This is a genomic window from Streptomyces litmocidini (assembly GCF_014649755.1).
Classification (GTDB): domain Bacteria; phylum Actinomycetota; class Actinomycetes; order Streptomycetales; family Streptomycetaceae; genus Streptomyces; species Streptomyces litmocidini.
The window spans coordinates 95,317-119,881 of record NZ_BMTQ01000020.1; the positions used below are offsets into that span (position 1 = coordinate 95,317).

At 72.9% G+C, this 24,565-nt stretch carries 19 protein-coding genes, 1 tRNA gene and 2 pseudogenes; 9 read left to right on the forward strand and 13 right to left on the reverse strand.

What is annotated here, in order from left to right; genetic code table 11:
- Positions 1–106 precede the first annotated feature (106 nt).
- Positions 107–1,024, forward strand: a complete 918-nt coding sequence (locus tag IE180_RS31515) for a DNA/RNA non-specific endonuclease (RefSeq protein WP_190160362.1) — start codon at positions 107–109, stop codon at positions 1,022–1,024.
- Between the two features lie 346 nt (positions 1,025–1,370).
- Entirely contained in the window at positions 1,371–2,444 is a 1,074-nt protein-coding gene (locus IE180_RS31520; protein WP_190160363.1) for a trypsin-like serine peptidase, read from the forward strand.
- Here IE180_RS31520 and IE180_RS31525 read toward each other — a convergent pair.
- Complete coding sequence (locus IE180_RS31525) at positions 2,431–3,102, reverse strand: maltokinase N-terminal cap-like domain-containing protein (RefSeq protein WP_190160364.1); 672 nt, start codon at positions 3,100–3,102, stop codon at positions 2,431–2,433. The genes IE180_RS31520 and IE180_RS31525 overlap by 14 nt on opposite strands.
- Positions 3,103–3,288: 186 nt before the next feature.
- Here IE180_RS31525 and IE180_RS31530 point away from each other — a divergent pair, with 186 nt between their 5' ends.
- A complete protein-coding gene (locus IE180_RS31530; RefSeq protein WP_190160365.1) occupies positions 3,289–3,753 on the forward strand; it encodes a GreA/GreB family elongation factor in 465 nt (154 codons plus the stop codon).
- Positions 3,754–3,757: 4 nt separating this feature from the next.
- The gene (locus IE180_RS31535) at positions 3,758–4,582 is read left to right on the forward strand and encodes a hypothetical protein (RefSeq protein ID WP_190160366.1); all 825 of its coding nucleotides are present in this window, start codon (positions 3,758–3,760) and stop codon (positions 4,580–4,582) included.
- A gap of 12 nt (positions 4,583–4,594) precedes the next feature.
- Here IE180_RS31535 and IE180_RS31540 read toward each other — a convergent pair.
- The 3 genes and pseudogenes from IE180_RS31540 to IE180_RS31550 all read right to left on the reverse strand — a co-directional run bounded on the left by IE180_RS31540 (position 4,595) and on the right by IE180_RS31550 (position 7,032).
- Positions 4,595–5,226 (reverse strand): annotated as a pseudogene (locus IE180_RS31540) (DUF1345 domain-containing protein).
- Between the two features lie 4 nt (positions 5,227–5,230).
- Positions 5,231–6,046, reverse strand: a complete 816-nt coding sequence (locus IE180_RS31545) for a family 1 encapsulin nanocompartment shell protein (protein WP_190160367.1) — start codon at positions 6,044–6,046, stop codon at positions 5,231–5,233.
- The gene (locus IE180_RS31550) at positions 6,043–7,032 is read right to left on the reverse strand and encodes a Dyp-type peroxidase (protein ID WP_190160368.1); all 990 of its coding nucleotides are present in this window, start codon (positions 7,030–7,032) and stop codon (positions 6,043–6,045) included. Before IE180_RS31550 ends, IE180_RS31545 begins: the two co-directional genes overlap by 4 nt.
- Positions 7,033–7,224: 192 nt before the next feature.
- Here IE180_RS31550 and IE180_RS31555 point away from each other — a divergent pair.
- Positions 7,225–9,574 (forward strand): annotated as a pseudogene (locus IE180_RS31555) (FdhF/YdeP family oxidoreductase).
- Between the two features lie 83 nt (positions 9,575–9,657).
- Here the strand turns inward: IE180_RS31555 and IE180_RS31560 are convergent.
- Together IE180_RS31560 and IE180_RS31565 are read right to left on the reverse strand one after the other, a co-directional pair.
- Positions 9,658–9,825 carry a hypothetical protein gene (locus tag IE180_RS31560; protein WP_190160369.1) on the reverse strand — a complete coding sequence of 56 codons (168 nt, stop codon included), beginning with the start codon at positions 9,823–9,825 and terminating at the stop codon, positions 9,658–9,660.
- A gap of 184 nt (positions 9,826–10,009) precedes the next feature.
- On the reverse strand, positions 10,010–12,529 hold the full coding sequence (locus IE180_RS31565; RefSeq protein WP_190160370.1) for an ATP-dependent Clp protease ATP-binding subunit: 2,520 nt from the start codon (positions 12,527–12,529) through the stop codon (positions 10,010–10,012).
- A 157-nt stretch (positions 12,530–12,686) separates the two neighbouring features.
- Here IE180_RS31565 and IE180_RS31570 point away from each other — a divergent pair, with 157 nt between their 5' ends.
- Positions 12,687–13,991 carry a YhgE/Pip domain-containing protein gene (locus IE180_RS31570; protein ID WP_190160371.1) on the forward strand — a complete coding sequence of 435 codons (1,305 nt, stop codon included), beginning with the start codon at positions 12,687–12,689 and terminating at the stop codon, positions 13,989–13,991.
- 66 nt (positions 13,992–14,057) lie between these two features.
- Here IE180_RS31570 and recQ read toward each other — a convergent pair whose 3' ends face one another.
- From recQ to IE180_RS31605, 7 genes are all read right to left on the reverse strand, one after another.
- Positions 14,058–16,136: a DNA helicase RecQ gene (recQ, locus tag IE180_RS31575; RefSeq protein WP_190160372.1), complete on the reverse strand. Its 2,079-nt coding sequence runs from the start codon at positions 16,134–16,136 to the stop codon at positions 14,058–14,060.
- A gap of 78 nt (positions 16,137–16,214) precedes the next feature.
- On the reverse strand, positions 16,215–18,032 hold the full coding sequence (locus tag IE180_RS31580) for an ABC transporter ATP-binding protein (RefSeq protein ID WP_190160373.1): 1,818 nt from the start codon (positions 18,030–18,032) through the stop codon (positions 16,215–16,217).
- Between the two features lie 131 nt (positions 18,033–18,163).
- Positions 18,164–18,646, reverse strand: a complete 483-nt coding sequence (locus IE180_RS31585) for a hypothetical protein (protein ID WP_190160374.1) — start codon at positions 18,644–18,646, stop codon at positions 18,164–18,166.
- A 114-nt stretch (positions 18,647–18,760) separates the two neighbouring features.
- Positions 18,761–18,845 (reverse strand) — tRNA-Leu (locus IE180_RS31590).
- 107 nt (positions 18,846–18,952) lie between these two features.
- Positions 18,953–20,116, reverse strand: coding sequence for an oxygenase MpaB family protein (locus IE180_RS31595; protein ID WP_190160375.1), 1,164 nt, complete (start codon positions 20,114–20,116; stop codon positions 18,953–18,955).
- A 76-nt stretch (positions 20,117–20,192) separates the two neighbouring features.
- The gene (locus IE180_RS31600) at positions 20,193–21,248 is read right to left on the reverse strand and encodes a polyprenyl synthetase family protein (protein WP_190160376.1); all 1,056 of its coding nucleotides are present in this window, start codon (positions 21,246–21,248) and stop codon (positions 20,193–20,195) included.
- The gene (locus IE180_RS31605; protein ID WP_373302845.1) at positions 21,238–21,513 is read right to left on the reverse strand and encodes a polyprenyl synthetase; all 276 of its coding nucleotides are present in this window, start codon (positions 21,511–21,513) and stop codon (positions 21,238–21,240) included. The genes IE180_RS31600 and IE180_RS31605 overlap by 11 nt, the downstream gene beginning before the upstream one ends.
- Before the next feature lie 206 nt (positions 21,514–21,719).
- Between IE180_RS31605 and IE180_RS31610 the strand changes: the two genes are divergently transcribed.
- The 3 genes from IE180_RS31610 (at position 21,720) to IE180_RS31620 (ending at position 24,500) form a co-directional block, all read left to right on the forward strand.
- Positions 21,720–22,031 (forward strand): STAS domain-containing protein, encoded by a 312-nt coding sequence (locus IE180_RS31610; RefSeq protein ID WP_190160378.1) that lies wholly within the window; start codon positions 21,720–21,722, stop codon positions 22,029–22,031.
- Positions 22,032–22,233: 202 nt separating this feature from the next.
- Positions 22,234–23,463, forward strand: a complete 1,230-nt coding sequence (locus tag IE180_RS31615; protein WP_190160379.1) for an alcohol dehydrogenase catalytic domain-containing protein — start codon at positions 22,234–22,236, stop codon at positions 23,461–23,463.
- Between the two features lie 164 nt (positions 23,464–23,627).
- Entirely contained in the window at positions 23,628–24,500 is an 873-nt protein-coding gene (locus IE180_RS31620; protein ID WP_190160380.1) for a trypsin-like serine peptidase, read from the forward strand.
- The last annotated feature ends 65 nt before the right edge of the window (positions 24,501–24,565 follow it).

Below are 24,565 nucleotides of genomic sequence, written 5' to 3' on the forward strand. Positions count from 1 at the left end.
GATCGCCCAGGTGGAGGTGCCGGAGGCCCGGGTCTCCGGAACGGCTGATCGAGTGGCCTGCGGTCCCGCGCCGAGCGCGTCCCCCTCCGCGCGGTACGTACACCGCATGAACCCTTCCGACCCCCCGCCTCCTCCCACGTCGCCCGTCGTCGGCGGACCCGGCGCCCGGCGTGCCGCCCTCGCCGGCCGGGCCGGCTACGACGAGGCCTTCCTCGGCCCCGTCGTCCCGCCGGCGCTCCCGGTCCGGGAGACGATCGAGACGGTGATCCTGCCGTACACCCACTTCACCGTGGTCTTCCGGCCCGACCGGCGGCTCGCGGCCTCGACCGCGGTCTGCATCGAGGGCAGGTCCCTCCTGAAGGACGTGCCCGGGGAGGACGTGCCCGGGGAGGACGTCTGGGAGTTCGACCCCCGGCTGCCGGAGGAGCAGCAGGCCGGCGACGAGGTCTACCGGAACAACAGCCTCGACCGGGGGCATCTGGTCCGCCGGCTCGACCCGGCCTGGGGCGCCCCCGCCGTGGCGGCCCCGGCCCGCACGGACACCTTCCACTTCACCAACGCCGTTCCCCGGTCGGACGTCTTCAACCGGGGCATGGAGCTCTGGCAGGGCCTGGAGGACCACCTGCTCGACCACGCCGCCGAGTACGACCGGAAGCTGACGGTCCTCACCGGCCCGGTCCTCCAGGACTCCGACCCGCCGTACCGGGGCCTGCAGGTGCCGCTGCGGTTCTGGAAGGTGGCCGCGTTCATGCAGGACGGGGCGCTCGCCGCCGCCGCGTACGTCCTCGACCAGAGCCCCGACCTCGGCCGGGACGCGGAGCGGGCCCTGGCGGGGGCGACGGCCGGTGCGCCGCCGCCGCTGGGCCCCTTCCGCACGTACCAGGTGCCCGTCTCGGACGTCGCGGAGATCACCGAGCTGGAGTTCGGCCCGCTGCCGGACGTGGACGTGATGCCGGTGTTCCGCTCTCCGGAGGAGCGCTGGCGGCGCCTGGAGTCGTACGCGGACGTGGTGCTGCACCCCTGACTCCGGCGGGCCCGCGAGGAGCGATTGCGACCCTTCCCGCCCGGTGGAACGATGAGGGGGATCAGCCAGTTCGTCCGGCCTCGTCCCGCCTCGACCGGTCATGGCCGGTCACGGTCGGTCACGATCGATCTCGTCGGGTCCGGCGCCGGAGCGACCGGCGCCGTGCGGAGGGCGCCGGGCAGGTGCGCGTGCCGCTCACCGGGGCGGAACGGGGGCTCGTCGCCGGCCGGGGGCGGGACCCCCTCCTCGACGCCCCCGGGCCGCGGGACCGGCTGCCGCGCCGGGGCGGCCCGTCCGGGGAGGCGAACGCGAAGCCGAGGCGAACGCGAAGCCGAGGTGAGCGACCATGCCGAACGGACCACGGAGCGTGTCACCGGTGGCGACCGCTGTCGAGCGGATCTTCGGGGACCTGCGGGAGGTGGCCGCGCGGGTGCGCGCGGAGCTGGAGGCGGAGATCGCCGAGTCCGCGCTCGAGCTGCCCGCCGGCGCGCCGCCGGCGGCCGAGATCTCCCGCTTCGCCCGTGACGAGCGGGCCCGCGTCCTGGAGGCGGGGGTCAGCGGTCTGGAGAAGCTGGCCGGGCACCGCGGGGACGAGCTCGACGGGGCCGAGGCCCTCGGCGTGGAGGCGATCGTCCTCCTGGAGGGCAGGCCCGCGATCCGGGTCCAGCGCCAGGACTTCGCCCCGCAGCACGACGAGTGGGCGGTGCTCGAACCTCAGCGGCCCGCGATCCGGGAGTCGCTCGGTCGGGTCGGGCGGGTCGAGGTCACCGGGCATCCCGGCCTGGACTGGGTCGGGACGGCGTTCCTGGCCGGTCCGCGCACGGCGATGACGACCCGTCACGTGGCGGCGGAGTTCAGCCGCTTGGAGGGCGAGCGCTGGATGCTGGAGTTCGGCCTGTCGGCACGGGTCGATCCGGCGGAGGAGCCGCCCGTCGGGGGCGAGCCGCCCGGGCCCTCGGCGCCGTACGAGATCACCGACGTCATCGGCGTCCACCCCGACGTCGACATGGCCCTGCTCCGCGTCGAGTCCTCGACCGGGGACGGCCTGCCGACACCGCTCGCGGTCGCGGCGGACGCGCCGGCGAACCTGCCGGGCCGCCCGGTGTACGTGATCGGCTACCCGGCCTGGGACGGCCGGCGCAACGAGCCCGAGTCGATGCGCCGGATCTTCATGGACGTCTACAACGTGAAGCGGCTCCAGCCGGGCACGGCAACCGAGTTCACGCCGGGCGGCCTGGTGATGAAGCACGACTGCTCGACGCTCGGAGGCAACAGCGGCGCCCCGGTCTTCGACCTCGCCGACCACCGGGTCCTCGGGCTGCACTTCGGCGGCCGCTACCGCACGGGCAACTTCGCCGTCCCGCTCTGGGAGTTGGTGGAGGACCCGCTGCTCGAGAAGGCGGAGGTCAACTGGGTCTGAGCGGCCCCTGCCCGGCGAGGGCCACGGCGTACGCGCCGCGGGCGGTGGTCCCGTCGGGGCGGCGCCACTCGGCCGTGACCCGGCCGCGGCCCGGCGCGTCGTCCGTGCCGGGCCGCAGGACGCGCCGCAGCCGGAGCGTCAGCGGCGCGTCCGCGCCGGTCTCCCGCACCTCCACGTCGGTGCGGTCGGGGCCTTCCGTGACCCGTACGAGCTCCGCGCCGGTCCCGGCGGCGGCGAGCGAGGCGGAGACGGTGGGGTCGGTCGTGTCGTCGACGGACTGGTGCTGCGCCTCGGCCCGTCCGGCGAACAGGGCGTACAACTGGGCGACGAGCACCGGGTCGTGGGCGCCGTCGTAGATCCAGCGCGTGCCGAGGACGCCGTGTTCGGAGGTGCCGATGAGGGCGTGCTCGGCACCCTCCAGGGGGGCTCCCCGGTAGGTCATCGGGACCAGGTGGGTGACCGCGTCCGGTCCCGCGCCGTCGGTGACGGCCATGAACTCGACGCCCACCTCGCCGGCGGGGTCGTCCAGCCGGAAGCCGCCCGCCTTGGCCGGCCGCGGCTCCTCGGCCCCACCGGCGTACCAGGTGCGGGTGGGCAGCCACGCGGCGAGCAGCTCCAGCTTGGTGGGCTGCATCGTGGTGTGGTGGATGACGGCCATCGTGCGCTTCTCCCTCTCGACGCGGTCCGGGGAACCGTGGCCCGGGCCCGGAGCACCGTCACCCTATCGGCGGGGCCGGGAGCCGGTGCGAGTCCTCCGGCCGTCCGTGCGCACCCCTGATAATCTGCGGAATGTCCTGAATGTACCCTCGCACTTCTTCGTGCCGCCGCAGAGTCGGGAGCAGCAATGACCGGTGGACCCGAGCCCATCAGCGCCGTCGCCCGCGAGGAGCTGGAGCGCGAGCTCGCCGAACTGCGCACCGAACGCGAGGCCGTCGCCGCCACCCTGCGGGACGGCGGTGGCGACGAGGCCGGCGACCGGGCCGACCAGGCCGACGAGTTGCAGCGCGCCGACGACCTCGACCGCCTGGACGCCGACGTCCAGAGGATCGAGGGGCGGCTCCGGGAGGCGTCCGCCGCGCCGGCTCCGTCCTCCGACGCGGTCGGCGTGGGCAGCAGCGTGACCGTGCGGTTCGAGGACGGCACCGAGTCGACCGTACGGATCGGCGAGCTCGCGAACGCCCTGGACGCGACCCTGGTCACCGCCGACAGCCCGCTCGGCCGGGCCCTCCTCGGCCGCGGCGCCGGCGACACCGTCACGTACGAGACCCCCGAGGGCCGGACGACCGCGGTCGTGGTCTCGCTCGGCTGACGGCGTGCCGGAAGCCGCCTCCCCCGGGCCCGACCGTCAGGAGACCAGGGAGGCCGACCGCAAGGGCGGCCCGGGGCACACCGTCCTGGTGGCGCTGGCCCTCGCGGTGCCCGTCACCAAGCTGGCCTACACGGTCGGCGGCGGCGACGCCGTGCGCGACGTGCTGGTCGGCATGGAGCCGGCGAACTGGCCGGACATCCTCGTCGGCATGGTGATCACGGACCCGCTGCTCGGGTCCGTCCTCGCCGTCGTCGTCTCCCGGGTGGTCTTCGCCCTGTTCGCCGCGCGCGGGGCGGTCCCCCTCGGCGGCGGGACGGTGCGGGCTTTCCGGCGGGCGGCGCTCACGGTCGTCAACCCGGTCGCCGTCGGAATCATCGACGCCTGTCTCTTCGGGCCGTGGTGGGGGCTCGCCACCGGGCTCACCGCCCTCGCGCTGCGCCAGGGCGTGGTCGTGGAGTACCGCACGGGACGGCGCCGCCCGCACCACCGGCACGAACAGGACCGGACCGGGCCCGTCGACCCCCACTACCGGCCGCCCGCCTGGCTGCGCGGGGCCGCCGGGTGGGAGCAGTGGGTGGCGCTGTCCCTGACGGTGGTCGTGCTGCCGGTCCTGGCGTTCGCCTCGGCGCTCGACGGGCAGGCGTGGACGTCGATCGTCGAGTGCCGGGTGACGGAGGGCGGGCGGACCGGGATCGACCGTCTGATCGAGCTGAGCCGCAAGGGGAACGGCGTGGTCGGATGGAACCTGGACTCCGGGCAGATCTCCAACGGCCTCGGCTGCACGAGCGACGAGAGCCGCTACGTGCGCGAGCCGTGGTGGCGGCGCTGACGGCCGGGCCGGTCAGCCCGTGACGATCCCGGTGACGAGGTTGATGGTGGTGGCCAGGGTGCTCGCCCCGAAGACGTACGACAGCAGGCAGTGCCGCAGGACGATCGACCGGACCGTGGGACTGGAGACGTTCGTGTCGGAGACCTGGTAGGTCATGCCGAGGTTGAAGCTGAAGTAGAGGAAGTCGCTGTACTTCGGCGGGGCCGGGGAGTTGAAGTCGATGCCGCCGCCGGGCCGCAGGGCGTAGGAGAGGTGCGCGTACCGGGTGGCGTACACGAGGTGGAGCGCCGCCCAGGCCTGAAGACGCCGCGGAGCGCCGTCGCGGCCGCCGCGTGGCTCAGGTCGGTGCGGCCGACCAGGAGCAGCACGACGATGCCGACGAGCCCGCACAGGGAGGTCGCGACGACGAGTTCCTCGACGACGGGCCGGAACTCCTCGCGCCGGACGTTGTGGTGCGTCGTGGTGGCGTCCATGGGCCACAGGACGATCCAGCCGGTGACGACGAAGAGGGTCTCGGCCGCGGCGATGCCGGCGAGGACGCCCAGCGGGGCGTGGGCCGGGGCGGCGACGGCCGCGCCGGCCGCCGCCCCGGCGAGCGCCGAGACGGCGAGCCGGGGCACGGCGCCGAAGAACCTCCGGTCCATCGGCTCAGGGCTCCAGGACGACGACGGCCTCGTCCGTGTAGGCCAGGAAGGTCAGCGTCTCCTGGAGGTACAGCTCCACGCCGGCCGCGTCGTGCGCGGTGTAGCCGATCGCCACGTCCTGGCCGATGCGGAGCTCGAAGTCGCCGCCCCGGGTGGAGAGGACGAACCCGCCGTCGAGGGCGGGCGCCCAGATCGGGGAGCCGTCGAGCATCCGGGCGAGGTGGGCCGCGATCGGATAGCCGTGGTCGGAGGTCTCGCTGACCGCCCGGTACTGCTCGGCGCCGAGCAGCAGGGCGTACGGCCCGTCGACGCCGGCGAGCCGCAGGGCGGTGAGGGCCCGGCTGACGGCGTCGGGATAGTCGCGGGGTTCGGTCGGCAGCCGCAGCACCGGATTGGAGCTGCGGCCGCGCAGCCCTTCGACCCCGGCGGCCTCGTACCCCTCGAAGACCATGCGGTCCTCGATGAGCGCCAGGGCGCGGGCCGCGTCCTTGACGGGCTGCCAGTCGGAGTCCTTGGAGCCGCGTTCGACGTCGTCGACGGCGGCCCGGTCGACGGTGAACGGCACCCGGACCTCGACGAGGGGCCGCGCCTCGCGCAGCCGCGCCGTGACGCCGGGCGCGGGCGCCGCCAGGTCGGCGAGGTGGCCGGTGCCGACGGCCGAGAGCTCCGGCCCGGCCGGGTCGGGGACGTCGACGACGCGGCGGCCCGCGACGTTGCGGCGGAAGGTGCGGCGGGCCTCCTCCTCGATCTCGGCCCAGGCGGCCTCGGTGATCGGGGCGAGTTCGCGGTGGAGGTTGCTGGTGGACTCGGGAGGCGTCATGGGGCGAGGGCTCCTTTCAGGCTGCCGATGCCCAGGGTCTCCCCGGGGGCCGCGGCGGCCGGCGGGGCGGGGAGGTCGTCGAGGAGGTCGGCGCTCGGTACGAAGAAGAGGCCGCCGGTCACGGCCCGGGAGAAGTCGAGGATGCGGTCCGTGGTGCCGGGGGGATCGCCGAGGAACATGTTGCGGAGCATCCGCTCGGTCACGGCGGGCGTCCGCGCGTAGCCGATGAAGTAGGTGCCGAACTCGCCGGCGCCGACCTGGCCGAACGGCATGTTGGCGCGGAAGATCTGCTGCTGGACGCCGTTCTCGTCGGTGATCGTGTTCAGCGTGACGTGCGAGTCGGCGGGCTTGGCGTCGTCGGACAGCTCGATGTTGGACCCCTTGGCCCGTCCGATGACGCGCTCCTGCTGCTCGACGGTGAGCGCGTCCCAGGCCGCCATGTCGTGCACGTACTTCTGGACCGTCACGTAGCTGCCGCCGCGGAAGTCCGGGTCCTCGTCGCCGATGTGGACCGCGTCGGCGGCCGTCGTGCCCTCGGGGTTCTCGCTGCCGTCGACGAAGCCGAGCAGGTCGCGGTCGTCGAAGTACGCGAAGCCGTGGACCTCGTCGACGACAGTCACGGCGGCGCCCAGGGCGGCCACGATGTGCCGGGCCAGTTCGAAGCAGAGGTCCAGGCGCCGGGCCCGCAGGTGGAAGAGCAGGTCACCGGGGGTGGCCGGGGCCCGGTGGCGGGGCCCCCGGAGCGCCGGGAAGGGGTGCAGCTCGCGGGGGCGGGGGCCTCCGACGAGCCGGTCCCACGCCTCGGAGCCGATGCCGGCGACGCAGGTGAGGTACGAGTCGGGGGCGCGGAACCCCACCGAACGGGTCAGTCCCGTCAGGTCCTGGAGCGCCTCCCGCACCGTGGTCTCACCGCCGGGGTTGACGGTCGCCACCAGGAAGACGGCCGCCTGCGAGGGCGGGGCGACGACGTACTGGGGTACGGCCATGGCGCTCCCACGAGAGATCGAGAAAAGCGGAGGAAAGGGACAGCGCCAGCGTAGGTGCGCATGATCCGGCACGCAGCCCGGACACCCTTCGAACGCGGGGTGGCAGGCGCCGGACGGCGGCCTCAGCCTGCCCGGAGGGGCCCTTTTGTCCCACCGTGCCCATGCGTCCGCAGGGCGAGAGGGTGAAGCGCCTTGAGCACCGACCAGGACGAGAGCCCCACCGGGGACGAGAGCCCCGCCCCGGACGAGCGAGCACCCCTGGAGCACCGGGTGGGCCCGGAGCCCGGGGGCGAGCCCGCGTTCCGTCCGTACCGCCATCCGGCGGCGGGCTGGGGCGCGGCGAAGAGCGTGACCCGGTCCATGGCCCGCGAGGGCGCCCTCCCGGTGGACGGCCCGCGCGCGACCATGAAGATGAACCACGAGAACACGGGCTTCGACTGCCCCGGATGCGCCTGGCCCGACGACACCAAGGGCCCGCACCTGGACATCTGCGAGAACGGCGTCAAGCACGTCACCTGGGAGATGACCCGCAAGCGGGTCGGGCGCGAGTTCTTCGCCGCCCACTCGGTGACCGAGCTGGCGGGATGGACGGACTACGACCTGGAGAACCAGGGCCGGCTGACCGAGCCGATGGTCTACGACCCCGGGTCGGACCACTACGTCCCCATCAGCTGGAAGGACGCCTTCGAACTCGTCGGCCGCGCCCTGCGCGAGCTGGAGGACCCGAACCAGGCCTCGTTCTACACCTCGGGACGGCTCGGCAACGAGGCCGCCTTCCTCTACCAGCTGATGGCCCGCGAGCTGGGAACGAACAACCTTCCCGACTGTTCCCCCATGTGCCACGAGGCCAGCGGCAGGGCCCTGCAGGCCTCGCTCGGCACCGGCAAGGGCACCGTCGACCTCGCCGACTGGGAGACCGCCGACGCGCTGTTCGTCATGGGGGTCAACGCCGCCTCCAACGCCCCCGCATGCTCACCGCCCTCACCCGGGCCCACGCCCGGGGCGCGCGGATCGTGCACGTCAACCCGCTCGTCGAGGCGGCCGCCGGGCGGGCGATCATCCCGCACGACTTCAAGGACATGGCGACCTTCCACGCCACGAAGACCTCCACGCTCAACCTCCAGGTGCGCATCGGCGGCGACATGGCGCTCGTCCGCGGGATGCCAAGGCGATCCTGGAGCAGTCGGCCACCGACCCCAAGGCCCTGGACCGGGAGTTCGTCGAACGGCACACGACCGGCTTCGAGGAGTACAGGGCGGTGTGCGGGGCGACCCCGTGGGAGGAGATCGAGACGCAGTCGGGCCTCAGCCGCGCGGAGGTCCTCGAGGCGGCGCGGGTCTACCGCGAGGCCGACCGTTCGGTCATCAGCTGGTGCCTGGGCATCACCCGGCACGAGCACGGCGTCGACACCGTACGGGAGATCGTCAACCTGCTGCTCCTCCGCGGCAACCTGGGCCGGGAGGGCGCGGGCCCCTCCCCGGTGCGCGGCCACAGCAACGTCCAGGGCAACCGCACCTGCGGCATCGACCACCGCCCCGGTGAAGAGTTCCTCGACCGGCTCGCCGAGGCCTGCGCGATCGAGCCGCCCCGCGCGCACGGTCTGGACACCGTCGGCACCATCAAGGCGATGCACGACGGCGGCGTGAAGGTGTTCGTCGGCATGGGCGGCAACTTCGCGCTCGCCGCCCCCGACACCCCTTACACCTACGAGGCGTTGCGCAGGTGCGAGCTCACCGTCCAGGTCAGCACCAAGCTGAACCGCAGTCACGTCGTGCACGGCCGCCGGGCCCTCATCCTGCCCTGCCTCGGCCGGACCGAGAAGGACCACCAGCGCAAGGGGATCCAGAGCACCTCGGTCGAGGACTCGATGAGCATGGTCCACATGTCGGTCGGCATGAAGCGGCCCGCCTCGCCGCACCTGCTCTCCGAACCGGCCGTCATCGCGGGCATGGCGCGCGCCGCACTGCCCGACAGCGCCACGCCCTGGGAGTGGTACGTCGAGGACTACGACCGCATCCGCGACACCATGGCGAAGGCGCTCGACGGCTTCGAGGACTTCAACCGGCGCGTACGGCTCCCCCTCGGCTTCCGCATCAAGCAGCCCGCCCGCGAGCTGGTCTTCCTCGCCCCGTCCGGCAGGGCCGAGTTCGCGGGCCCGCCGCTGCCGGACGTCGTTCCGGAACCCGGCACCCTGGCCCTGGGCACCATGCGCTCCCACGACCAGTGGAACACCACGATCTACTCCGACGACGACCGCTACCGCGGCGTCAGGAACCTCCGCACCCTCGTCTTCATGAACCGGGCCGACATGCGCGAGCGCGGGATCGCCGACATGGCCCGCGTCGACATCACGAGCACCGCCAGGGACGGCAGCCGGCGGCAGCTCGACGGCTATCTCGCCGTCCCGTACGACATCCCGCGCGGCTGCGCGGCCGGCTACATGCCCGAGATGAACGTGCCGTGCGCCCTGGACGACTACAGCACCCAGAGCGACCAGCCGATCATGAAGCACGTCAAGGTGACGATCGAACCGGCTTCCTGACCCCGGTCACCCCCGGCGGGCCGACCGGTCCAGGAGGCCTCGCGGCCGCCGCTCCGTCCGCTGACCGGGTCCGCGCGGGGGCGTCAGGTGCTCCACGAGGTGTTCGCCGGGGACGGGGCGATGCGCGCGGTGCCGATGACGGAGCCGGCGCGTTCGGTGCCGAGGGGTCCGGTGGCGGTGGTCCGGGAGCCGGAGCCCGTGGTGGCCCGCGCGCTCCGGGAGGTCACGGGCCGCACCGACGTCACCGACATGCTCGACCGCCTCCCGGGAGCCCCCCCGTACCGGGGCGGGACGGCCGGGGTGGGGCAGCCGGGGCGGACGGAGTGGGGCAGCCGGGGCGGACGGGGTGGGGCAGCCGGGGTCGGGCGGCCGGGGTGGGGCAGGGGCACGGGGCCGCTCGGGACGGCCCCGTGCCCGGCTCTCGCACGGCGGCCGTCAGGCCACGGCGGTGCTCCCGGCCTCCGCGTGCTTGCGGACCGTGCAGTGCAGCGAGTCGTCGACGACGTCGGCGACGATCGTGTCGCCGGGGTCCGCCTCGCCGCCGAGGAGGAGGGTGGCGACGCGGTTGTCGAGCTCGGTCTGGATGGTGCGGCGCAGCGGGCGGGCGCCGAAGGCCGGCTGGTGGCCGTGGGCGACGAGCAGCTTCTTGGCCGCCTCGGTGACCTCCAGGGTCATGCCCTGGGCGTGGACGCGGTGCTTGCTGCGGTCGAGGAGGTGGTCGACGATCTCCGACAGGTCCTGCTCGGTGAGGCTGTGGAAGACGATGATGTCGTCGATGCGGTTGAGGAACTCGGGCAGGAAGCGTCCCCGCAGGTCCTCCATCAGCTCGTCCTTGAGCTCGGCGGCGTCGCCCTCGTGGGCGAGGATGCGGTGGGCGCCGATGTTGGACGTCATGATGACGACGCAGTGGCGGAAGTCGACCGTGCGGCCCTGTCCGTCCGTGAGGCGCCCGTCGTCGAGGATCTGGAGCAGCGTGTTGAACACGTCGGGGTGCCCCTTCTCGACCTCGTCGAAGAGCACGACGCTGTACGGCTGGCGGCGGACCTTCTCGGTGAGCTGGCCGGCCTCCTCGTAGCCGACGTATCCGGGGGGCGCGCCGACGAGCCGGGCGACCGTGTGCTTCTCCTGGAACTCGCTCATGTCGAACCGGATCATGCGGTCCTCGGCGCCGAAGAGCATCTCGGCGAGGGTCTTGGCGAGTTCGGTCTTGCCGACGCCGGTGGGTCCGAGGAAGAGGAAGGAGCCGACGGGCCGGTTCGGGTCGCCCATGCCGGCCCGGTTGCGGCGCACGGCCTCGGAGACGGCGGTGACCGCCTCGTCCTGGCCGACGATCCGGGCGTGCATCTCCTCCTCCAGCTTGAGGAGCTTCTCCTTCTCGCTGGCGGTGAGCTGTGAGACGGGGATGCCGGTGCGACGGGAGACGATGTCGGCGATGTCGGCGGCCGTGACCGAGACGACGCCCTCGCGGCGCTCCTCGATCCCGGCGAGCTCGCCTTCGATCCGGGCCATCTGCTCCTTGAGCTCCTTGGCCTTCTCGAAGTCCTCGCGGGCGACGGCCTGGTCCTTCTCGCGCCCCAGCTTGGCGAGCTCGTCCTCGCGGCCGATCACCTCGGTGGAGCGGCCGCCGCTGCGGAGCCGTACCCTCGCGCCGGCCTGGTCCATCAGGTCGATGGCCTTGTCGGGCAGGAAGCGGTCGCTGATGTAGCGGTCGGAGAGTTCGGCCGCCGCGGCGAGGGCGCCGTCGGCGAAGCGGACCTGGTGGTGGGCCTCGTAGGCGTCGCGGAGTCCTTCGAGGATCTGCACGGTCTCCTCGACCGTGGGTTCCGGGATCAGGACGGGCTGGAAGCGGCGTTCGAGGGCCGCGTCCTTCTCGATGTGCTTGCGGTACTCGTCGATGGTGGTGGCGCCCACGACGTGCAGTTCGCCGCGCGCGAGGGCGGGCTTGAGCATGTTGCCCGCGTCCATCGAGCCCTCGCCGGTGGCGCCGGCGCCGACGACGGTGTGCAGTTCGTCGATGAAGAGGACGATGTCGCCGCTCGCCTCCTGGACGTCCTCGATGACCTTCTTGAGGCGTTCCTCGAACTGCCCCCGGTACTGCGCTCCGGCCACCATGCCGGACAGGTCCAGGGAGACGACCCGCTTGCCCTTCAGGGTGTCGGGGACCTCGTCGGCGACGATGCGCTGGGCGAGGCCCTCCACGATGGCGGTCTTGCCCACGCCGGGCTCGCCGATGAGCACGGGGTTGTTCTTGGAGCGGCGGGAGAGGATCTCGACGGTCTGCTCGATCTCGTCGGCCCGGCCGACGACGGGGTCGAGCTTCCCCGCCCTGGCCTCCTCCGTCAGGTCCCGGCCGTACTCGTCGAGGGTCGTGGCGGGCTGTTTCGCGGCGGGGGCGCCGCCCTGCTCCGGGCGGCCCGGCCGGGCCGCCCGGTCGGTGAGGCCGCGCAGCTTCTTCACGTCCACGTCCTCGGGCCGCAGGAAGCGGGAGGCCCCGGAGTCGGCATCGTGCAGGAGGGCGCTGAGGATGTGCTCGGGGCCGATGTACGAGAGGCCGGCCGCCTGCGAGTAGGCGTGGGCGGCGGCGAGGGTCCGCTTGGCCGCCGGGGTGATCCCGGGCTCGGCGGACGGTTCGGCGGACTCCCCGGGTCCCGCCGCGGCGAGCCGGTCGCCGAGTTTGTCGGGGTTCACCCCGCCCTGGGAGAGGAGTCGGCGGGTCGGCTCGATCTGGGTCGCCGCCCACAGGAGGTGTTCGGTGTCGAGGTCGGAGCTGCCGTCCTCGGCGGCCCTGCGCGCGGCCGTGTTCAGCAGTTCGTGGGAGGACTCGGTCAGCAGCCGTCCGATGGGCACGCGCTGCACAGCCGGGGGCGACGAGGCCGGCGACATGCCGAAGAACCGGTTGAACAGGTCGCTGAACGGGTCCGACGAACCGAAGGGTGAACCGAACGCCATCGACATGGCAGCTCTCCTGGAGGCGCGAAAAGGGGGCCTGCCCACTCAAACCCGGCACTGCCCGCTCCGCAATCGGAGCGGGGCCGGCGGCACGTCGACACGCCGCCCCCGCACGGACGCCCGAAATGCCCGGATCCTGTCCCTGTCCGCCGACGATGGCCCCATGACTTCCGCGCTCCCCCCGAACACCCCGGACCCGGCCGGACCGGACCCGGCCCCCGCCTCCCAGGTCCGCGCCTCCGCGCTCGTACGGCGCCCCAAGCTGTGGCTCGTGCCGACCGTCCTGTGCGCCCTGGTGTCGCTGTTGCTGTCGCTCCTCTACATGGGCGGCATCCTCAGTCCGAGCGACCACCTGGACCGGCTGCCCATCGCCCTGGTCGACGAGGACGAGGGCCGCCCGCTGCCGGGACAGCGGGAGAACCTGGGGAAGCAGATCACCGACTCGGTCGCCGCGGCGGGCTCGTCCAAGACCACCATCGACTGGCGCCGCCTCGACGGCGCCGCCGCCCAGGACGCGCTGGCCTCCGGCAAGGTCTTCGGCGCCCTGGTCGTCCCCGCGGACTTCACCGCGTCCGTCGCGGCCCTGACCACGAACCGGGCGACGGCCCGTCCGACGCTGACCGTGCTCACCAACCCCGGCCTCGGCAGTCTGGGCTCCTCCCTGGCGTCCCAGATCAACCAGAAAGCGGCCCACCAGGCCTCGCTGAGCATCGGCAGACAGCTCTCGGCCGCCTCCGCCGTGCCGACCACGCGGGTGCTCCTGTCCGACCCCGTCACGGTCGTCACCCGCGTCGGCCATCCGATCGGCCGGCACAGCGGCCTGGGCCTGACCGCCTTCTACTACACGCTGCTGCTCGTCCTGGGCGGCTTCATCGGCGGAAACCTGGTCAACACCGGCGTCGACACCGCGCTCGGCTACACCGACAGCGAGCTCGGGCCCTGGCACACCCGCCGCCCGACCGTCCCCATCAGCCGCACCCAGACGCTCCTCCTGAAGATGCTGATGACGGCCGGGATCTCGCTCCTGACCACCACACTCGTCATGGTCGCCACGATCGCGATCCTGGGCATGGACGCCGACCACATCCCGATGCTGTGGATCTTCTCCTACTGCGCGACGGTCGCCGTCGGCCTGGGCGTCCAGGCCATCAACGCGGCTTTCGGAGGCATCGGACAGCTCGTGTCCATGTTCATCTTCATCGCCCTGGCCCTCCCCTCCTCCGGGGCGACCGTCCCCCTGGAAGCGACCCCCGCGTTCTACCGGTTCCTGGGCGTCTTCGAGCCGATGCACCAGCTCAGCTCGGGCGTGCGGTCCATCCTGTACTTCGACGCCCGGGGCGACGCGGGTCTGGCCCGCGGCTGGATCATGATCGCGGTCGGCATGGTGCTGGCCCTGGCGTTCGGATTCGCCATGACGCACTACTACGACCGCAGGGGGCTGCGGCGCCTCACGCCGCAGCCCGAGTGAGCGGAAGCGGCCGAAGCCCGTGCCGGACGTCTCCGGCACGGCCTCCGGCGCCGGGGACGACCCGGCCTACTCGTCCTCGTCCCACGGCGGTTCGAGCTCGTCCTCGTCCCACGGCGGCTCCTCGTCGTAGGCCGGCGGAACGTCCGGCTCCGCCCTGCGCGCCGACGGCACGGCGGCGGGCGCCGGAGGCGCGGGCGCTGCGGCGGCCGGACCGGCGGGCGCGGAGGACGCGGTGGCCCCGTCGGGTCCCGCCCCGTCCACCCCCGCCCCGTCCGTCCCCGCGCCACCGGACTCGGCCAGGGCGGCGAGGACGCCCTCGGCGTACTTGGTGAGCTTGGCCTCGCCGACGCCGCCGATGGTGCCGAGCTCCTCGACGGTGGCGGGCAGGCGGGTCGCGATCTCGCGGAGCGTCGCGTCGTGGAAGACGACGTACGCCGGCACGCCCTGCTCGCGCGCCGTCGCGGCCCGCCAGGCACGGAGCGCCTCGAAGACCGGCACGGCGGCCGCGGGAAGGTCGACCGGCACGCGCGCGCTCTTGCCGGAGCGGGCCCCGGGCTCCTTGCGGGAGGGGGCCGCGACCGCCTTCTCCTTGCGCATCGGAACCCGGCGGCGTCCACCGAGGACCTCGCCGCTGTCCTCGGTGAGCACCAGCGTCCCGTAGTCCCCCTCCACCGCGAGCAGCCGCTGCGCGAGGAGCTGGCGGACGACCCCGCGCCACTCGGCGGTGCCCAGGTCCGATCCGACGCCGAAGACGGACAGCTGGTCGTGGTCGAACTGGATGACCTTGGCCGTCCTCTTGCCCTGGAGGATGTCGATGATCTGGCCGGCGCCGAACTTCTGCCGCCGTTCCTTCGCCAGCCGCCACACGGTGGACAGCAGTTTCTGCGCGGCGACGGTCCCGTCCCAGGACTCTCCGGGCGTCAGGCAGGTGTCGCAGTTCCCGCAGGGCCCGCCGGTCTGTCCGAAGTACTCCAGGAGCCGCACGCGGCGGCAGTCGACCGTCTCGCAGAGGGCGAGCATGGCGTCCAGGTGCATGGCGAGGGAGCGGCGGTGCGTCTCGTCGCCCTCGGAGCCGTCGATGAGCTTGCGCTGCTGGACGACGTCCTGGAGGCCGTACGCCAGCCAGGCCGTGGCGGGCTCCCCGTCGCGGCCGGCGCGGCCGGTCTCCTGGTAGTAGCCCTCGACCGACTTGGGCAGGTCGAGGTGGGCCACGAAGCGCACGTCCGGCTTGTCGATGCCCATGCCGAAGGCGATGGTCGCGACCACGACGACGCCGTCCTCCCGCAGGAAGCGGGCCTGGTTCGCCGCGCGCGTCCGGGCGTCCATGCCGGCGTGGTACGGGACGGCGTCGATGCCGTGCTCCACGAGGGCGGCCGCCGTCTTCTCCACCGAGGCCCGCGAGAGGCAGTAGACGACGCCCGCGTCCCCGTCGTGCTCGGTCCTGATCAGCTCCAGGAGCTGCTTGAGCGGGTTGTTCTTCGGGACGATGCGGTACTGGATGTTCGGCCGGTCGAAGCCGGCGACGAAGTGCCGGGCGTCCTCCAGGCCGAGACGCTTCGCGATCTCGGCGTGGGTGGCCTCGGTGGCGGTCGCCGTCAGCGCGATCCGCGGCACCTTCGGCCACCGCTCGTGGAGCATGGAGAGGGCGAGGTAGTCGGGCCGGAAGTCGTGACCCCACTGGGCGACGCAGTGCGCCTCGTCGATGGCGAAGAGCGACACCGTGCCCCGGTCGAGGAGCCGCTGGGTGCCCTCGGTGCGGAGCCGCTCGGGGGCCAGGTAGAGCAGGTCCAGCTCGTCCGCGAGGAACGCCTGCTCGACGGCCTGCCGCTCGTACGGGTCCTGTGTCGAGTTCAGGAAGCCGGCCCGCACCCCCAGCGCCCTGAGCGCGTCCACCTGGTCCTGCATCAGGGCGATGAGGGGCGAGATCACGACGCCCGTGCCCGCTCTGACCAGGGCCGGGATCTGGTAGCAGAGCGACTTGCCGCCGCCCGTCGGCATCAGGACGAGCGCGTCGCCGCCGCCGACGACCTGCTCGATGATCTCCTGCTGTTCCCCGCGGAAGGAGCTGTAGCCGAAGACGCGGTGGAGCACCCGAGCGGCGTCGGAGATCTCGGTGGGGGCGGCAGGGGCGTCGGAAAGGACCATTTCTGAAGCCTAGCCGCCCGCGCCGACACCCCCGCCCCGCCCGGGGTCGACCTGTGGACAACTCCCGAGCGGCCCGTGTCACCGCAGGCCGGCCGCCGCGGGGGCGTCGTCGATGAAGCCTCCCGACTGGTGCTGCCACAGCTTCGCGTAGGCGCCCTCGGCGGTGAGCAGCTCCTGGTGCGTGCCCTGCTCGACGATCCGTCCGCGGTCGAGGACGACGAGCCGGTCCATGGTGGCCACCGTGCTCAGCCGGTGGGCGACCACGAGAGCCGTCCGCCCCTCCATGAGCCGCCACAGCGCGTCCTGCACGAGCATCTCGCTCTCGGAGTCCAGGGCGCTGGTCGCCTCGTCGAGCAGCAGGATCGGGGCGTCGCGCAGGATCGCCCGGGCGAGGGCGACCCGCTGGCGCTGGCCGCCGGACAGCTTCACGCCCCGCTCGCCGACCATGGTGTCGAAGCCCTCGGGGAGGGAGTCCGCGAACTCCGTGACGTGCGCCGCCTCGGCCGCGCGCCGGATCTCGGCCTCGGTGGCCTCCGGCCTGGCGAAGGCGATGTTCTCCCGCAGGGTGCGGTGGAACATGGCGGGGTCCTGCGGCACGTACGCGATCATGCCGCGCAGGTCGGTCTGCCGGATCCGGCTGATGTCCTGGCCGCCGATGGTGATCCGGCCGCCGTCGAGGTCCGTCATCCGCAGGAGCAGCCGGGTGAGGGTGGTCTTGCCGCCGCCGGACCGGCCGACGAATCCGATCTTCGCGCCGCTGGGCACGTCCAGGTCGAGGCCCTCGAAGAGCGGTTCGGCGCCCGCGTGGGCGAAGGTCACCTTCTCGAACCGGACCCCGGCGTCCTCGGGCCGGAGGGGCTCCGGGGTCGCCGGGTCGAGGACGGTCGGCCCGTCGAGGAGGAGCTCGGTGAACTGCGCGGCCTCCGTCATCGAGCTCTCCAGGCGCCGGTAGATCTGGTTGAACTCGAACATGATCCGGGTGGCGTTGGCGTAGTACGTGAAGGCGACGACGACGGCCTCCACGCCGTGCTCTCCCCCGCCGAGGGCGACGGCGAGGACGAGTCCGAGGACGTTGGTCAGGACGGACATGGGCGCGACGAGCGTGTCGATGCGCAGGTTGCCGTAGTCCCAGGAGCGCAGGGTGGCCTTCCGGGACTCCGCGACGCGGGAGCGGTGCTCGGCGGCTTCGCGCCGCTCGGCGCCGAAGGACCGGACCGTGTCCATGTTGGTCAGGCTGTCGGCGACGTGGCCCGAGACGCGGGCGATCGCCTGTTCGCGTCGGGCGACGAGCGCCTGCCGGCGCCGGATGAGCGGTACCACGCCGACGCCCGTGACGGTGATGAGGAACAGGAGTCCGACCACGAGCAGCGGGTCGTACTGCCAGAGCACCACCGAGGCGAACAGGAGCGGCACGAAGCTGCCCATGACCGAGAAGGTCAGGGTGTCGACGCAATCCTCGAAGCGGGAGGCGAAGCTGAGGACCCGTTTGGTCAGTGATCCGGCGAAGTTGTCGTGGAAGAACGCGGCGTCCTTGGCGAAGAGTTCGTCCATGCCGATGACGTACAGGTTCTCGATGCCGCGTGCGTCGACGCGGTTCAGGCAGTGCAGCCCGACGCGCCAGAGCGCTTCTCCGAGCAGCAGGACGCCGGCGAAGACGAGGACGTACGGGAGCAGTGTGCCGGTCCCCGCGCCGGCGCCTTCGCCGGCGATGCGGCCGACGAGCTTGGCGACGATCAGGGGGGCGATGTAGTTGATGCCGATGTTGCCGAGTGCCGGTAGGAGGAGGGCGGGAGCGGCCAGCCGTCGGAGGCGGGCCAGTTCCCGTGCGTAGAAGCGGACCGCGAGGAGTACCGAGCCTTTGTTCGGTAGACCTTCGTGCGATTCAGGTGATCCCATACCCAACCCTGTGCTGTCGTACCGAAGGTGAGCAAAAGGAGTCTCCCGTGCGGGCGCTTCCGCGGTCCAAGCATTTTTCGCCGGGAGCGGCCGGCGGGGGCACGTGCGGGCGGACGACGGGCCCGTCACCCTCAGGAGCCTTGCGGGGCCGTCGGGTTGACGGCGTCGAAGACCATGGTCCCGGCCTCGGGATCCAGATGGAACGATCCGGTGTGGACGTCCCGGGTGACCTCGGAGGTGAACTCCTCGCTCGTCCGCCACTCCCCGCCCTCGGGCACCTCGGGCGCGATGCCCTCCAGGACGACCGGCGGCCGTGCGGCGGGCACCCAGCGGTACTCCTTCAGGAGCCGCTGGACGTCCGCCTTCGCGAGGGTCGCCACACCGGAGAGCCGGATGTCGGTGGGGCCCGGTACGCGGGAGTCCGCACGGCCGAGGGGCGCCGCGGCCCATTCGACTCCGGTGAACCTCCCGAACTGCGGGAACCGCTTCTCCACCGGTTCCCGGTCCGTCCTGACCTCCGTCTCGGGCGGTTGCCGCGAGGCCGTGCGGGCCGGCGGTTCGGTCCCGCCGCCGCAGCCGCCGGCCAGGCCCAGCACCACCAGGACTCCGACCACCGCTCGGCGCCGACCACCCGGACCCATCGGCCACCCCCGGTGCCATGTGACGAAGCACGGAAACACCACGTGGTGGCCGGGAGCTTTCCCGACCACCACGTGGTGCTCTTCTTGTGTCCGAGGGGGGACTTGAACCCCCACGCCCGATAAAGGGCACTAGCACCTCAAGCTAGCGCGTCTGCCATTCCGCCACCCGGACGGGTGATTGCCGTTCCGGGGTTTCCCCGCGGCGACAGAGAACAATCTACCAGGCCTTCGGGGTGCTCTTCACCCACGTTTCCGGTGGTCAGCGGGGCGGGGAGGGCGTCAGGGGGAGACCGTGGCGGCCGGCGGGGTCCAGCGGCGGGTGCGCGGCGGTCCCGTCGGGAGGCCGTAGTCCTTCTTGAGGTGCTCGGGGATGGCGTAGTGCATGACGCGGCCGCGGGTGAGGGAGGAGAGTTCGAGGACGGTGGTGAGGTGACCGAGGCGGTCCAGGGCCCAGGCGCCGAGCGGGGAGCGGTCCTCGATGGTCTCCAGGACGCCGAGGAGGTGGGGGACGGCCTTGACGACGGTGTCCCAGGGCGTGCGGGGGACCTCCAGCCAGTCGCCGCAGGTGTCGCCGACGAGGTGACGGATGAGCGCGGAGACGATCGGGTCGAAGAAGGTGCCGGGGACGACCTCCTCGTAGAGGTCGACGAGTTGCCGGGTCAGGTGGACGCCCTCGGGGGACGGGCCCATGTGGCGGATCATGTACAGGTCGAGGAAGCGACGGGCCTCGTCGAGGGTCTTCGGGACGGCGTCCTGGTCCACGCCCAGCATCGCGCCGACCACGCGCCAGGCGTAGGAGTAGGCCTCGGCGCCCTCGGAGGACATGTGGACGCCGAGGCGGTGCAGGCTGTCGAGGACGAGCATCGAGAAGAACATCTGGCCGCCGATCATGTCCTCCTGACAGATCGGCACTCCGTCCGCCTCGACGTCCCAGCGGTCCTCGCGCCGGAGGTGGTGCCGGATGGAGGCGTGCAGCAGGCGGACCTTCTGCGCGGCCGGGACGAACCGGCCGCCGGCCTCGAAGGCGTCCGGCCGCATGAGGTAGAGGGTGAACTGGCCGGTCTCCGCCATCCGCTTGGAGGGGTACTTCAGACCGTGCGTCGCCGACAGCAGCCTCGCCACGTGGGGGACGAGGTAGCAGGCGGGCATGGAGGCGAAGGAGAGCGCGGTGGAGATGTGCACGTCGTTGTCGATGAAGAACAGCCGGGCCTTCTCCATCTCCCCCCAGTCCACCCAGGACGGCGGGGCGCTCGTGACGTGGAGGTACTCCCGGGCGACCTCGGGCAGCCCGTCCGGCAGGGGTGAGCCGGCGGTGGAGACGTACCGCATGAGGGTGTTGAACGTGCCGACCTCCCCGCGCTCGAAGAGGGTGGCGACCGTGGCGTCGGCGAGTTCGTCGCCGACCTGCCGGAGGGCGTCCATGGACGCCTCGGTGGGGTTCACGGGCAGGGCTCCTTGTTCTGTGCTTTCCGCGCTTTCTGCGCCTTCCGTACCTTCTGCGCCTTCCGGGGCTTCCGCTTCAGGAGCGACGGACCGTGGCCGAGTGCGCCAGGGCGGCGAGCGCGGCGGCGGGGGCCGCGGGCAGGTTCAGGCCGTCGAGGGCGCGGAGGGCCTCCTCGACCCGCTCGGTGATCATGGCCTCGATCCGGTCGGGCGCCCTCAGCCGCCGCATCACCTCGCGTACGGCCTCCAGGGCGCCCCCGTCGGGGTCGCGCCGGCCGAGCAGCTCGCGCAGCCGTCCGCGTTCCTCGGCGCCGGCGAGCCGCCAGGTCTCGGCGAGCAGGGCCGTGGGCCGGTGTCCGCGTACGTCGTCGGCGTCGGCCTTGCCGGTGGTCCCGGGGTCGCCGAACAGGCCGAGCAGGTCGTCCCTCAGCTGGAACGCCTCGCCCAGCGGCACCCCGTACGCGGAACAGCCCTCGCGCAGGCGGCCGCCCGCCCCGGCCAGGGCACCGCCGATCAGCAGGGGCTGTTCGACGGTGTACTTGGCCGTCTTGTAGCGGATCACCTTCAGCGAGGCCGTCGTGTCCGGGGCGGCGCCCGTGCGCAGGATCTCCAGGGACTCCCCCGCGACGAGGTCCCGGGCCAGCGCCGCCCAGAGCGGCCGGGCCCGGCCGAGGTAGGCGGCGGGCAGGCCGCTGGTGGCGAAGAGCTGCCCGGCGAGCGACATGAGCAGGTCGCCGACCAGCATCGCGAGCGACCGGGCACCCGCGGCGGGACGCGGGTGGTGTTCCAGCGCGCCGCGCAGGGCCATGTGCGCGGTGGGCCGGCCGTGCCGCAGCGGGCTGTCGTCGATCAGGTCGTCGTGCACGACGGCGGCCGCGTGCACGAGCTCCATGGACGCCGCCGCCCGCACCAGCGCGTCGCTGTCGGGCTGCCCGGCCGCGCGCCATCCCCAGTAGCAGAACGCGGCCCGCAGCCGTTTGCCGTCCGCGACCGCCGCCTCCAGCTGGTCCGCCACCGGGCCCAGGGCCGGGTCGACCGCCGTGAGTTCCCCGGCCTCCAGGGCGACGTGGCCGCGCAGCACCTCGTCGACGCGCGCCTTGAACGCGGCCGGCTCCCAGCGCTCAGCCGCCATCGCCGACCCGCCGCGCCAGCACGTGCCGGGCGAGAACCTCCAGGTGTGCCGGTGGTGGGGACGCGTACCGGTCGAGCACGAGACGGCCGCGCGCCTCCAGGTCCCGCTCGGCCGCGGCCGCCATCTCGGCGGTGTCCGACCGCCTCAGCAGTCCCCGTACGAGCCCGAGGCCCGAGCCGAGGGTGCTCACCGCCAGGTCCGCGAGCCCCGCCGCCAGCAACACCGCCCGCTCGTCCAGTCCCCCGCGGGATTCCGATGCGTTCACCACGTCCCCTCCCCGGTCCCCTGTCGCCCTTCGCCCCCAGCGTGGCGGGCGGGCGGCGGGCCGGGCGGCGGAACTCACCAACGGGTGATCCACTCGCCGATGCGTACGAGTCGCGCGGGGGCCGGGCCCGCCTCGTCCGGCGGCGGCCGCGGCAGGCGTGAAGCGGGCCGTGCCGGGCAGGGGCAGGACGTACGAGGAGGCGTGTGATGGCAGTCCGTGACGATCCGTACGTGATCCGTGTGATCGGCGACATGGACCTCAACAGCGCGGAGGAGCTGCGCGCCGCGCTCATGGGGGCCGTCGAGGGGACGCCACCCGGTTCCGAGGTCGTCGTCGACCTCCGGAACTCCTCGTTCTGCGACTCCGCGGGACTCAACGCGCTGCTGGCCGCGCGGGAGCGGGCGTGGGTCTCGGGGCGCACGCTGAGGCTCGCGGCCCCCAGCCATCAGATGGTGCGGCTGCTGGAGCTCACGGGCACGGAGGGCCTCTTCGTCCTCGGCCCGGCCGTGTCGGGCTGACCGGCCGGGACGGGCTGACCGGCCGGGACGGGACGGCCGCCGCTCCGTACCGCCTTCCGGGCCGGGTGGGCACGGGCGGCCGGCTCCTCCGGGGCCGGGGGGGAGTAGGCCCGCCCGCCCCGGGTAGCCGCCGCAGGGACATCGCCGAGCTTCCGGGACGGGGGAGCGTCCCTCGTCCCGGACGGACGGGAAGGTGACCACCATGAAGGCCGTCACGTGGCAGGGCCGGCGGAAGGTCTCGGTGGAGCAGGTGCCGGACCCCGTGCTGAAGGAGCCCACGGACGTGATCGTTCGGATCACGTCGAGCGGACTGTGCGGTTCCGACCTGCACCTGTACGAGGTCCTCGGACCGTTCCTCGACGCGGGCGACGTCCTCGGGCACGAGCCGATGGGCGTGGTGGAGGAGGTGGGCCCGGAGGTGCGGCGGCTGCGCCCCGGCACGCGGGTCGTGGTGCCGTTCAACGTGGCGTGCGGCACCTGCGCGATGTGCTCCCGGGGCCTGCACTCCCAGTGCGAGACCACGCAGGTGCACGCGTACGACACGGGCGCCGCCCTGTTCGGCTACACGAAGCTGTACGGGCAGGTGCCCGGGGGCCAGGCCGAGTACCTGCGCGTCCCGTTCGGGGACACCCTGCCGATCCAGGTGCCCGAAGGACCGCCCGACGACCGCTTCGTCTACCTCTCGGACGTGCTGCCGACGGCGTGGCAGGCCGTCGAGTACGCCGGGATCCCGCCGGGCGGATCGGTCGCGGTCCTCGGTCTCGGTCCGATCGGCGACATGGCCTCGCGGATCGCCCTGCTGCGGGGCGCCGGCCTCGTCGTCGGCATCGACCCCGTGGCCGGGCGGCGGGAACGCGCGGCGGCCCGCGGGGTGCGGGTCCTGGACTCGTCCGACGACGATCTGGTCGACCGGGTGCGGGACCTCACGGACGGGCGGGGTCCCGACGCGGTGATCGACGCGGTCGGCATGGAGGCGCACGGCGCCCCGGTCGCCAAGGGGCTGCACACGATGGTCGGCCTGCTCCCGGACGGGCTCGCCGGGCGCATGATGCGCCGCTTCGGCGTGGACCGGCTGACCGCGCTCCACCTGGCGGTCGAGCTGGTGAGCCGCGGCGGGACCGTGTCGCTCTCCGGGGTGTACGGGGGCGCCGCCGACCCGATGCCGTTGTTCGCCATGTTCGACAAGCAGCTCACGCTCCGCATGGGCCAGGCCAACGTGCTGCGGTGGGTCGACGACCTGCTCCCCCTGCTCACCGACGACGACCCCCTGGGCGTGGACGACTTCGCCACGCACCGGCTGCCGTTGGACGCGGCGCCCGAGGCGTACGACATGTTCCAGAACAAGCGGGACGGCGCCGTGAAGATCCTCTTCTCCCCCGGCACCCGCCTCCCGGGCGTCGAGGCTCCCGCCGCGGAGCCGCCGACCGCCTGATCCCCGCGACGACCCCGGGGCCGCTTCGGACCGTTCCGAAGCGGCCCTGACGCGTTTCGGCACAACCCGGTTCGCGGTCTTGCCAGTTGGGGTTCCCCCTTCAAAGAATGTGCATGACAACCGAAGGATCTTCGGTTGCGCAGCCATCAGAGGGGAACCCCCACATGAAGAAGCCTCTCGCCGGCGCCCTGCTCGCCCTGCTCCTGGCAGGCGCGACAGCGGTTCCGGCCGCGGCCTCCGCACCCCGGGAGACGGTCGCACAGGCCCCGGCCCCGGCCTCCGCACCCCGGACCCAGGCCGTGACCGCCGTCGACTTCGCGGGAACGGTCGCGCTCAGCAACTGTTCCGGCTCCGTCGTCCGCACCCCCAGCTCCCTGCCGAGCGACCCCGCGCTCGTCCTGTCCAACGGCCACTGCCTGGAGACCGGCATGCCGGGGCCCGGCCAGGTCGTCAAGGACCGGCGCTCCAGCCGCTCGTTCACCCTGCTCAACTCGGCCGGCACCGGCGTCGGCACCCTGCGCGCGAGCAAGATCGCGTACGGCACGATGACCGACACGGACATCTCGATCTACCAGCTGACCAAGACGTACGCGCAGATCCAGAGCACGTACGGGATCAGCGCCCTCACCCTCAACGACACCCACCCGGTGGCCGGTTCGCCGATCACGGTGGTCTCGGGGTACTGGAAGCGGACCTACAGCTGCGACATCGACGGGTTCGTCTACCGCCTCAAGGAGGGTGACTGGACCTGGAAGGACTCGGTCCGCTACACCTCGACCTGCAACACCATCGGCGGCACCTCCGGCTCGCCGGTCATCGACCGGAACACCGGCAAGGTCGTCGCCGTCAACAACACGGGCAACGAGGACGGCCAGAGCTGCACCGTGAACAACCCGTGCGAGGTCGACGAGAGCGGCAACGTCACCGTCCGCCAGGGCATCAACTACGCCCAGGAGACGTACACGATCGTCCCCTGCATCGGCGCCGGGAACGTGATCGACCTGAACCGCCCGGGCTGCGTCCTGCCCAAGCCGTAACACCCCGGCCGTCGCCGTCGGCCGCCCGTGTCCGGGCGGGCGGCCGACGGCGTGGCGCAGGGCCG